The sequence below is a fragment of the Phenylobacterium sp. genome, from assembly GCF_030654915.1.
Lineage (GTDB): Bacteria > Pseudomonadota > Alphaproteobacteria > Caulobacterales > Caulobacteraceae > Phenylobacterium.
Genome location: NZ_JAURWM010000224.1, coordinates 1 through 10,580 on the forward strand (window position 1 = coordinate 1; position 10,580 = coordinate 10,580).

Consider the following 10,580-nt stretch of genomic DNA (forward strand, 5'->3'; position numbering starts at 1 on the left):
TGACGTCGCAGACATAGACCCCGACCGGCAGGCGCTCCAAAAGCCCCGCCCAAGAACTGAATAGACGCTGCAGCGCCTGATCGCGGGACGGCGCAGGCGCCTCCCCAGCTAGCGCCGCGTCACGCACCAGCCGCACCCTGATATCGCCGATGGCTTCGAACGATGAACATTGGGGCCTCAATCCGGAAAGCGAGCGATTGTTCCGCCGAGTCGGTCGACTTGGCGACTCCGGGGGTGATAGTCACCCGACTGTCGCCCTGGAGTTACAGCCGCGCCCGCCTGTGGCGACGACTACTCCCGCCCCGCCTATCACCGTTACGACTAAACAGCGCATCACATGTCACCCCGTCAGGCCGTCCTGGGCGTCGAGAACGCCAGCTTCTTCTACGGCTCCAGCCGCGTCTTCGAGGGCGTGAGCTTTCAGCTCGATGACGCGCGCACCGCCCTGGTCGGCGAAAACGGCGCGGGAAAGTCGACCCTGCTCAAATGCCTGCTGGGCGAACTGGAATTGATCGACGGCCAGATCGTCCGCTCGCGCGGCTTGAAGATCGGCTACGTGCCGCAGGATGTCCCCAAAGGATTGGCCGAGCGCACCGTCCGCGAGGTGCTGGAAAGCGCCCTGCCCGTCACCGACGGCTCGGACGACTGGAAGGTCGACGTCCTGCTGGGCGAGATCGGCGTGTCCTACGAGACCGCGCAGCAGCCCTTCGGATCGCTCAGCGGCGGCTGGCAGCGGCTGATGCTGATCGCCGCGGCCGCCCGGCTGTCAGAGCCCGATCTGCTGATCCTCGACGAACCCACCAACCACCTGGACCTCTCCAACATCAACACCCTGGAGAGCTGGCTGGCCGACGACGACCGCCTGCCCATGCTGATCGTCAGCCACGACCGCGAGTTCCTGGAGCGCACCACCACCCGCACGCTGTTCCTGCGCGCCGACGGCGCCCACAGCTTCAAGACCCCCTTCATCGAGGCGCGCGAAGCCCTGCTGCAACGCGACGCCGCCGACGCCGTGCGGCGACAGGTCGAGTCCAAGGAGATCGAGCGGCTGCAGAAAGTCGCGGCCCGCTACCGCGTCTGGGGCGTCAAGAACGACAAGTTCCACAAGCGCGCCAAGGCCACCGAGAAGCGGATCGACCGGATCGAGGCCGAGCGCACCGGCGCCTATTCGGCCCGCGAGCGGCGGCTGGAGCTGCACGACGGCGAGATGGACGCCAAGGTCGCCCTGCGCGTCCAGAACTATGGCGTCACCACGCCGGACGGCGCGCGCAAGCTGTTCCACATCGACCGGCTGGCGGTGGCGAGCGGCGACCGGATCGCCCTGCTGGGCGTCAACGGGACCGGCAAGTCGATGCTGCTGGGCGCCCTGGCCCGCGCCTTCAACCCCGAGCTTGAGCACTATGACGGCCAGGCCCCGATCCGCTTCAACCCGCAGAGCCGGCTGGTCTATTTCGACCAGCGCATGGCCGCCCTGCCGCTGAAGACCAGCCTCGTCGACTACCTGACCGAAATCGACGGCGCGACCACCCGCGACGCCAACGCCCTGCTGGCCAAGGCCGGGTTCCCCTATGTGCGGATCAAGGGTCCGATCGGCGATCTCAGCCACGGCGAGCGCGCGCGGCTGACCTTCCTGCGCATGCAGCTTTCCAAGCCGAACCTCTACCTGCTCGACGAGCCGACCAACCACCTGGACATCGAAGGCCAGGAGGAGCTCGAGGCCCAGCTCGAAAGCTCGGACGTGGCCTGCCTGTTCGTCTCCCACGACCGCTACTTCACCCGTTCCGCCGCCACCCGGTTCCTGGAGATCCGCAAGGGCCGGCTGATCGAGGTGGATAGTCCCGACGAGTTCTTCGCGGCCCAATAGGCGCGCGCGGCGAAGCGCGCTAACCAAGGCGCATGCAGAAAGTGATCACTTGGGGTGGCCGGGCCGCCTTGCTCGTCGTCTTCGCGGTGTGCCTCGTCGGCGCGCTGGACCCGAACTACAACGCCCGCAAGTGGGCGCCGCCGGCCGACGCGACCATGCATGTCATCTACGGCTACCTGCTGACCGTGCTGACCATCGCCTCGCTTCCGCGCACCAAGCCCTGGCTGATCGGCGGCTTCTATCTGGCGCTCGGCGCCGGTCTGGAGATCACCCAGATCTTCGGCATCGTCTCGGGGACCTTCCAGATGAAGGACCTGATCGCCAATGTCGCCGGCGTGCTCGCGGCGCTGACGCCGCTCGCACTGGCCAAGCGCAAGGCCCGCTAGGCGTCCTGAAGGTAGAGGTCTCGGCCGGGCGAACGCACGTCCGCCGCCGGTTCGACCTCGACCTCCACCTCGGCGTTTTGGTCGAGATAGGCCAAGGCCGCGGCCGGCGTCGGCGCCGTTCTCAGCAGCTTGCGCGTACCTCTGCTGCGCAGCACCCGCGCGATCTGAGCCAGGCCCGGCAGGAACCCGCGCGTGTCATGCTTGGGCCACAACAGCCCGAAGGCGATGTCCACCGGACGGTCATCGATCGCCTCATAGGCCACGGGCTGGTTGAGCAGCAGGAGACAGGCGGTCGGCGCCGAGATGCCGGTGACCAAGGCATGCGGTATGGCGATGCCTGATCCGAAACCGGTGGATCCGGTCGCCTCGCGGGCGGCAAGCGCCTCTCCGATCGTCTGCTGATCGCCGCCGGTCGCGCGCGCGAGCAAGGTGGCGGCCCGAACCAGGACCGCGGCCTTATCCGGCGCCAAGACATCAAGCACGATGTCGCGTTCCGACAGAATGTCTCGGATCAGCATATTCTACTCCAAACCAACTCACGCGCCCCGCGATGCGTCTTCGCGGAGGACCCCGCCCGACTGAGGCGCAGCTTCACCTCCAACATGGGCCGCATTGGCGCGAAACGAAGGCGCGCCGGGTCGCAATCGCGTGAACGGAGCAGGCCCTACTCTGGCGAGGCGAGCGGGATCTGGCGGTACCAGGCCAGTTGCTCGCTGGTCGCCAGCAACCGCCCGTCACTCGACCAATAGCTGGAGCGTTCGTCCGAGGCGCCCCCGCCCCCGACCCGGCCCTCGCATTCGATCAGGATGAAATCGTCGCCCAGCGCGGCCAGCTCCTCGGCGCTGGCGTGCAGATAGACCGTCAGCGAGAGGGTCGTCGTCATCACCCGGTCCAGGGCGTACATGGCCCGCGGCGCTGAGTTGTCCGTCACCATCGCCAACAGCGCCTTGTCCCAGCTTCCGTTCCGAGGCCGCACCCAGGCCAGGGATCGTGAATCTCCGCCGGGCTTGGGCGGGAACCCGTCCAACGTCCGCCGCTCAAAAGCCGACGCCCCGAAATGCTCGGTTCCAGCCGGATGATCTGGCGTCGGCAGGTCCTGCGGCGGCGGCGCATGCGGCAGGCTCGCGAAGGCGAAGGGCGGGGTCGCCGGTCGACGCGCCAGGGTGACCATCCCGTGCACCCCGACGTCCTCGACGCCCTGCGGCCTAAGTTCGACTTCCCAGACCCCGATCGATCCGCCCTGCCGCAGGCGGCGCGTGCGGACATCCAGCTCTCCAGACGGCAGGCCCGCCGCATAGGTGAGGGTCATGGACAGCACCTCCCCCCGCGCCTCGGGTTCGGCCTCCAGCGCGCGGACGCACAGGCCAAGGGCGTAGCCGCCCCAAAGGCCGCCGCCGGGGTTGCGCCATTCCGGCGCCGCGAAGGTCGTCCAGCGCCCTGGGGCGAGCGCGCGAAGGGAGATGTCGTAGGCGGGATTCGAAGAGGTCTCTGACATTTCGACGTTCTAGCCAGTGGCCGCTTCGTCGCAAAGCCTGACCTCGTCGCCCACCCGCAACTAGCGGGGCGCTAGGACCGTGAAGCCATACTTGCGGAACACCGCCGCGGCCTGCGGGCCGCTCAGATAGGCCATGAACTTGGCGGCGTCGGGGTTCTTCGAGGCGGCGACCCGGGCGACCGGATAGACGATCTTCGGGTGGGTCCCTTCTGGGAACAGCCCAACGATCCGCACCTTCGGCTCCACCTTGGCGTCGGTGTCGTAGACGATCCCCAGCGGGCTCTCGCCGCGCGCCACATATTGCAGCGCCATGCGGACGTTCTCGGCCTGGGCGAGCTTGCCGGACACACCGCCCCAGACGCCGAGTGCGCTGAGCGAAGCCTTGGCGTACTTGCCGGCCGGCACATCGGGACCGGCCACCGCCAGGCGCCCGTCGCCCAGCGCCTTGGCCAGCGGCATTCCCTTCCCGATCTTCAAGGCTGCTCTGGAGTCGGCCGGCGCGATCAGCGCCAGACGGTTGGTCAGCAGGTCACGGCGGCTGGCGGCGACGATCAGCTTGCGGTCGGCCAGATAGTTCATCCAGTCGGTGTCGGCCGAGACGTAGATATCGGCCGGCGCCCCCTGCTCGATCTGCCGCGCGATGGCCGAGGACGCGGCATAGGAAAACCGGACGTCTCCGCCGCTCTTGGCGTATTGCGCCCCCACCTCGTCCAGGGCGTTCTTCAGCGAGGCGGCGGCGAACACCGTCACCGGGGCGGCCTGGGCCACGCTCGCCATCAGCGAGGCGGCGAGGACGGCGGCGATCCAACCAAGCAGTTTCATCGGTCTGTCCCTTGGTGTCGAGCGGCGGCGGGCTGGGCCGCGTTCAACGTGACACTCCGCGCCAGAACCGTGGTGACGAAGACAGGGGCTCGCATGGGCAAATCCTATTCGACGGCCAGGATAACGTGAGGCGCCTTGATCTGCGCGGCTCGCCGACCGCCAGCCCCATGGCCTGAGCGCTGTCGCGAGTGATGGTGGCGGTCAGGGTCTTGCCGTCGGCCAGCAACAGGGTGATCTCGCTGCTGACCGCGCCTACATAACGTGACTCCGCGACGATATCCAAGGCCGGCTGAAGAGGTCAGCCCAGGGCGGTGACCACCACGCCCAGCGCGGTGATGACCCCGCCCACGACCTGCCGGACGGTCAGCCGCTCCTTGAACAACCGACGGCCGACCGCGGCGGCGACCGGCAGTTCGATAACCCCGACCGCCCTCACCTGTCCCGCGGGCGCCAAGGCGAGCGCGCTGAACCAGAAGGCCGACGCCGCCGCGCCGCAGAAGCCGGCGCCCAACGACTCGCGCCATGACGCCGCCACCGCCCGCAGGGCCGCGGGTCGGGTGGCCGCCAGGATCGCGGTCAAGCCGAGCGACTGCAGCGCCTGGGCGACGCAGACCGCGGCCGTGGCGGCGTAGATCGGATGGGCCGGCTCCAGCGCCAGGCCCGCCTGCCGATAGGCGTTCAGCACCACCGCCATCGCCGCGCCCGAGGCGATGCCCAGGACCGATCCGGCCCACGCCCCCTTCGTCATGCCGCGCGAAGGCCAAGACAGGATGCCCAGGCCGACGGTGGTCGCCGCCAGGCCCATCCAGCCGCCGAGCCCCATGACGTCGCCGAACACAAACAACCCCAACAGTCCCGCCAACGGCAGGTTGGTCTGCTGCATGAAGGTCGCGACCGCAAAACCCGACCGGCGCATGGCGAGCAGCAGCAGCCCGGTCTGCACCACCTGCCCGAAGGCCCCGACCGAGATGGCGATCCAGAACCGCCACGAAGACTGCGGCGCGGCGCCTGGGGTCAGCAACGCCACAACGGCGAAGATGGCCAGGGCGAACGGCAACCCGAACAGGAAACGCACCAGCGTCGCGCCCCAGGGTCCGGCGTCGCCCACCAGGCCGCGCTGCAGCGCGTTGCGCGCCACCTGCAGCGGCGCGGCGGCCGCCGTCAGTAAGATCCACAGCATGAAATAGGTCCCACAACCCGCACGGCCGTCATCCCGGAAAGCGCGCGGCGCTTGTCCGGGACCCATTCGCACAGGCCTCTCCGAAGAGATTGATGTCTATGGATCCCGGCCTGGCGCATGGCGCCAGCCGGGATGAGCGCCTTGCCTAGAAGCCGCTGGCGATCGCCTCGGGGGCGGTCTTCTCTTTGCGGGCGAAGAGATTGTTGAGCGCGTTGACGTAGGCCTTGGCCGAAGCGGTCAGGGTGTCGGTGTCGGCGGCCTGGCCGGTGGCGATCCGGCCGTCTTCTTCAAGGCGCACGGAGACCTGGGCCTGGGCGTCGGTGCCCTCGGTCACGGCGTGCACCTGGAACAGGCGCAGCATGGCGGTGTGCGGCACCACCTCGTGGATGGCGTTGAACACCGCATCGACCGGGCCGTCGCCATTGGCGGTGGCCGAACGCTCGTCGCCGTCGACCGACACGGTCAGGGTGGCTTCCTGCGGGCCGTCAGTGCCGGCGATCACCCGCAGATGCTTGACTTGGATACGGTCGGCGCCCGAGGCCAGGGCGTCGTCGACCAGGGCCACGATGTCGTCGTCGAAGACGTGCTTCTTCTTGTCGGCCAGGTCCTTGAAGCGCTGGAAGGCTTCGTTCAGGGCGTTCTGGCCCAGTTCGTAGCCCAGTTCCTTCAGCTTCTCACGGAAGCCGGCTCGGCCGGCATGCTTGCCCATGACCAGGTTCGAGGCGCCCTGCCCGACGGTCTCGGGGCTCATGATCTCGTAGGTGCCGCGATCCTTCAGCATCCCGTCCTGGTGGATGCCGCTCTCGTGGGCGAAGGCGTTCTTGCCGACGATCGCCTTGTTGAACTGCACCGGGAAACCGGTGATCGCCGAAACATAACGACTGGCCCGCGTGATGTGCTGGGTCTCGACGCCCGTATAGTAGGGCAGAGCATCGCCGCGCACCTTCAGGGCCATGACGACCTCTTCCAGCGCCGCGTTGCCGGCCCGCTCGCCAATGCCGTTGATGGCGACTTCGATCTGCCGCGCCCCGCCTTGCACCCCGGCCAGGCTGTTGGCGACCGCCAGGCCCAGATCGTTATGGCAGTGGGTCGACAGGATGATCTCGTCGGCGCCCGGCACGTTCTCGATGATGTCGCGGAAGATGTCGGCGTATTCGCTAGGATAGGAGTAGCCGACGGTGTCGGGGATGTTCACCGTCTTGGCGCCGGCCTTGATCGCGGCCTCGACGCAACGGCGCAGGAAGTCCTGCTCTGTGCGCGTGGCGTCCTGGGCCGACCATTCGATGTCGTCGCACAGGTTGCGCGCGTGGGTCACCGACTTGGTGATCATCTCCAGGATGTCTTCCTGGCTGGCCTTCAGGATGTGGTCCCGGTGGCTCGGGCTGGTCGACAGGAAGGTGTGGATCCGGCCGCGCTTGGCCGGGCGGATCGCCTCGGCGCAGCGCTCAATGTCCGCCATGCCTGCCCGGGCCAGGCCGCAGATCGTGCTCTCGGTGACGATCTTGGAGACTTCACGGACGGCTTCGAAGTCGCCGTTCGAGGCGATCGGGAAGCCGGCTTCGATGACGTCGACCCGCATATCCTCGAGGATCTTGGCCAACTCCAGCTTCTCGTCCAGAGACATGGAGGCGCCAGGCGACTGCTCGCCGTCGCGCATGGTGGTGTCGAATACGATGACGCGATCACGCGAATCGCGAGCGGTGTCGATGGGGGCGGTGGTCATTTGCGAACTCTCTTCGCGGGTCATTCTATAGGGGCGGGCGACGGGTGATATCCCCTGAGCGCCCGGCCGCGAAGTCGCGCAGCCTAACGGGCCCAGGGGCGGCTAAGCCCCAGGTCGAGAAGAAGCAGGCTGTTCAGCTGCGTGCGCATGACGGGGTATCTACCCAAATAGGGCCCGCGCCGCAAGACTCTTGCGCAAAAACCGGCGCTATCGCCGCTGCAGAGCAAGAACTATCCCCTGGAACAGCCCGTGTCGTCAGGCTTGGGGTCAGTCCTTCCGGGGACCGCTGATCGCATCCTCGCGCGATTTCAACCAGTTGCGCGCGAACCAGCCGATCGCGATCCAGATCGCGGCGATCACCGCCAGGCCAAGGATGTGGCGCTGCCCCTCCCCCTTCAGAACCTGGACGATCGACGCCCCGGCGAAAGCGGTCAGCACGATCTTCGGAATGATCCCGATCGCGGTCCCGGCCGCGAAGTCGCGCATCCGCATCGGCGTCACCCCGGCCGCCATATTGACGACGATGAACGGCGCCGAGGGCACCAGCCGCACGATCAGGCTGGCCAGGAACCCGTTGCGGCCGACCAGGTCCATGAACCGCTGCATGCTCTCGCCCGACAACGTCTTCAGCGCCCGCGCCCCGGCCACCCGGCCCAGGTAAAAGCCCACCAGCGAGGAGACCATGGTCCCGATCCAGCTATAGGCGAAACCCGTCCAGGCCCCGAACGCCACGACCGCCGCGGCGATCAGCACGAACTGCGGCACGCCCACAAAGGCCAGCGCCGCGAAGGCCGTCACCGCGACCGGCAACGCCCACGGTCCGTTGGAGGCCAGGCCCAGCCAGCGTTCGACCGTGGCCTCGCCGTTGAAGCCCAGCACCTGGGCCCCGAACAGGAAGACCACGCCCACACCGCCAAACAGCACGAACGACACGAACACCGTGCGCCAAGCCTTGGCGTCCATTTCGTAGATGAAGCGGAAGATGCGGCCCATGAGCCTCCCGTCGCCTTTTCGGCCGCTGGGGTCAAGGCGGGGTCCCCGCCATGACCACGAGCGCATCAGTCGCCCGATGCAGGCAGTCCAAGAAACTGGAACGGCTTAGAGGGCTTGAAGTCTTTGGCGACTTCGCCAGCGAAGACGTTGCGCTGATCCTCGCCGAGATCGAGTTTGAGGACCGCGGCGCGGGGCGAGAAGTCCAGCTTCTTCAGATCGACCCAGAAGGTGTTCGGGGTGAGCGCGGACTCAAAGAAGTAGAGCTTGCGCCTGTGGTCGGCGACGGTTCTCCAACGCGTGGAGGAAATGTTGGGCTCATCTGGCGTCGTAATGCCGAAAGGCACTGAAGCATTGCGGATCACACTGAACACGCTGGCCAGGGCATGGACCGGGTCCTGGCTCTTGGGGATCGCGTTGATGTAGAACGAGGCGCGCGCAAAGCGGTCCGCCGACCGATTGGTCCCTGGCAGGAAAACCACGCCGCCGATGTGCTTCCAGTATTCGTTCAGGGCGAGCTGTTCTTCGAAAATCGGAGAGTTCGTCATCACCTGATACTTGCGGTCGTGGTGAATGACCTGCTTGCCGCCGATGTACTCGACAATGGCGCTGTCGCCGCTGGCGTCCGACATTGACAGGTGCAACGTCGCCAGTCGGTTCTCGCCCGGAACATTGTCCGTCACCACGGTGAACGGCTCCCGTCTCAGGGCGTCCACCGCCTCCTGCACGGTGGCGAAATTGTCGAGCACATACTGCGCCCAGGCCGCGATGGTCAGGCCCGGTTTCGACTTGTCGAGCGTAGGATAGCCGGACTCCACCAGCCAAAGCAGGTTGGCCGATAGGCCCGCCTCGTTCATTCCATCGGTTGTCGAGATGTCGTAGCCGCTCGCAACGACGCTGCCGTACTTTGAAGTCCACTTGATCGAGTTCGGCCCCGCCTCGCCGCTACGGGCCATGCCTCGCGGGAAGACCCAGAGGTTCGTCCCGACATCCACCTTCCAGTCCATCGACCGAGCCGTGATCACATCGCCGTCGGCGCCCAGATAGACCACTCGGGTGCAAGCCTGGGCCATGGCGGGCGCGAGAACGAGAGCTGCCGACGCAACTACGGCAGGCAGGTACGCGAGAATCGAACTCCACATCGCTTCACCTCTGGTCAGGACAATGGCGGCGCGCGCCAAGGCGCCAGAACAACGTTCACAGACGTCAGCTTCCATGTTGTTCTCGTCGGCGTCGAGTAGGTGGACACCCCAATAGCCGCCTGATGCACCCGCACAGCCGCTTAGGGCCTTGCCGCCGAAACCAAAGCAACCCGGCGTTTGGCTCCCTTTTCAGCCCTCAAACGCAAACCGCCGCGGCGAAACGCCGTTCCCCGTCCGAACTCGGGTTTGCCTCGGCCCTGCCATCGGCTAAACCCCGCGCGTTTCCTTTCATTCCTCGCCTGGGAGTCTCCCCGCCATGTCGCTCGAATCCGCTGCGCTGTCCCGCGTCAAGCCGTCCGCCACCCTGGCGGCGGATGCGAAAGCACGTGAGCTGAAAGCGCAAGGCCGTGACGTGATTTCCCTGGCCGCGGGCGAACCTGACTTCGACACGCCGGACAACATCAAGGAAGCCGCCATCAAGGCGATCCGCGACGGCAAGACGAAGTACACCAATGTCGACGGCATCGTTGAGCTCAAGGAAGCCATCGTCGCCAAGTTCCAGCGCGAGAACGGCCTGACCTACAAGACCAGCCAGGTGAACGTGTCTCCCGGCGGCAAGCCGGTCATCTGGAACGCGATGATCTCGACGCTGAACCCCGGCGACGAAGTGATCATCCCGACGCCGTACTGGGTCAGCTACTGGGACATCGTGCTGCTGGCCGGCGGCACGCCCAAGGCCGTGCCGACCACCGCCGGCACCGGCTTCAAGCTGCAGCCCGCCGACCTGGAAGCGGCCATCACGCCGAAGACCAAGTGGGTGTTCTTGAACTCGCCGTCCAACCCTTCGGGCGCGGCCTACACCAAGGCGGAGCTGCGCGGCATCGCCGACGTGCTGCTGCGCCATCCGCACGTCTGGATCTTGACCGACGACATGTACGAACACCTGGTGTTCGGCGACTTCCAGTTCTGGACCATCGC

At 66.9% G+C, this 10,580-nt stretch carries 11 protein-coding genes; 3 read left to right on the top strand and 8 right to left on the bottom strand.

Annotated elements, in window-relative coordinates; genetic code table 11:
* Positions 1 to 337: 337 nt before the first annotated feature.
* A complete protein-coding gene (locus tag Q7T84_RS11380; protein ID WP_304808843.1) occupies positions 338 to 1,864 on the top strand; it encodes an ABC-F family ATP-binding cassette domain-containing protein in 1,527 nt (508 codons plus the stop codon).
* 32 nt (positions 1,865 to 1,896) lie between these two features.
* Positions 1,897 to 2,250, top strand: a complete 354-nt coding sequence (locus Q7T84_RS11385) for a hypothetical protein (protein ID WP_304808845.1) — start codon at positions 1,897 to 1,899, stop codon at positions 2,248 to 2,250.
* Here Q7T84_RS11385 and Q7T84_RS11390 read toward each other — a convergent pair.
* The 8 genes from Q7T84_RS11390 to Q7T84_RS11420 form a co-directional block, all read right to left on the bottom strand.
* On the bottom strand, positions 2,247 to 2,768 hold the full coding sequence (locus Q7T84_RS11390) for a PTS sugar transporter subunit IIA (RefSeq protein ID WP_304808847.1): 522 nt from the start codon (positions 2,766 to 2,768) through the stop codon (positions 2,247 to 2,249). The genes Q7T84_RS11385 and Q7T84_RS11390 overlap by 4 nt on opposite strands.
* A 146-nt stretch (positions 2,769 to 2,914) precedes the next feature.
* A complete protein-coding gene (locus Q7T84_RS11395) occupies positions 2,915 to 3,745 on the bottom strand; it encodes a thioesterase family protein (RefSeq protein ID WP_304808850.1) in 831 nt (276 codons plus the stop codon).
* Between the two features lie 60 nt (positions 3,746 to 3,805).
* Positions 3,806 to 4,567 carry a molybdate ABC transporter substrate-binding protein gene (modA, locus tag Q7T84_RS11400; RefSeq protein WP_304808852.1) on the bottom strand — a complete coding sequence of 254 codons (762 nt, stop codon included), beginning with the start codon at positions 4,565 to 4,567 and terminating at the stop codon, positions 3,806 to 3,808.
* A 43-nt stretch (positions 4,568 to 4,610) separates the two neighbouring features.
* Entirely contained in the window at positions 4,611 to 4,850 is a 240-nt protein-coding gene (locus Q7T84_RS21155; RefSeq protein WP_370653652.1) for a molybdopterin-binding protein, read from the bottom strand.
* 15 nt (positions 4,851 to 4,865) lie between these two features.
* Positions 4,866 to 5,747: a DMT family transporter gene (locus tag Q7T84_RS11405; RefSeq protein ID WP_304808854.1), complete on the bottom strand. Its 882-nt coding sequence runs from the start codon at positions 5,745 to 5,747 to the stop codon at positions 4,866 to 4,868.
* A gap of 145 nt (positions 5,748 to 5,892) precedes the next feature.
* Positions 5,893 to 7,470 (bottom strand): 2-isopropylmalate synthase, encoded by a 1,578-nt coding sequence (locus tag Q7T84_RS11410; protein ID WP_304808856.1) that lies wholly within the window; start codon positions 7,468 to 7,470, stop codon positions 5,893 to 5,895.
* A gap of 267 nt (positions 7,471 to 7,737) precedes the next feature.
* Positions 7,738 to 8,463, bottom strand: a complete 726-nt coding sequence (locus Q7T84_RS11415; RefSeq protein ID WP_304808858.1) for a TVP38/TMEM64 family protein — start codon at positions 8,461 to 8,463, stop codon at positions 7,738 to 7,740.
* 65 nt (positions 8,464 to 8,528) lie between these two features.
* Positions 8,529 to 9,533, bottom strand: coding sequence for a linear amide C-N hydrolase (locus tag Q7T84_RS11420; RefSeq protein ID WP_304808860.1), 1,005 nt, complete (start codon positions 9,531 to 9,533; stop codon positions 8,529 to 8,531).
* A 385-nt stretch (positions 9,534 to 9,918) separates the two neighbouring features.
* Here Q7T84_RS11420 and Q7T84_RS11425 point away from each other — a divergent pair.
* On the top strand, positions 9,919 to 10,580 hold a 662-nt coding region (locus tag Q7T84_RS11425), incomplete at its 3' end, for an aminotransferase class I/II-fold pyridoxal phosphate-dependent enzyme (protein WP_304808862.1).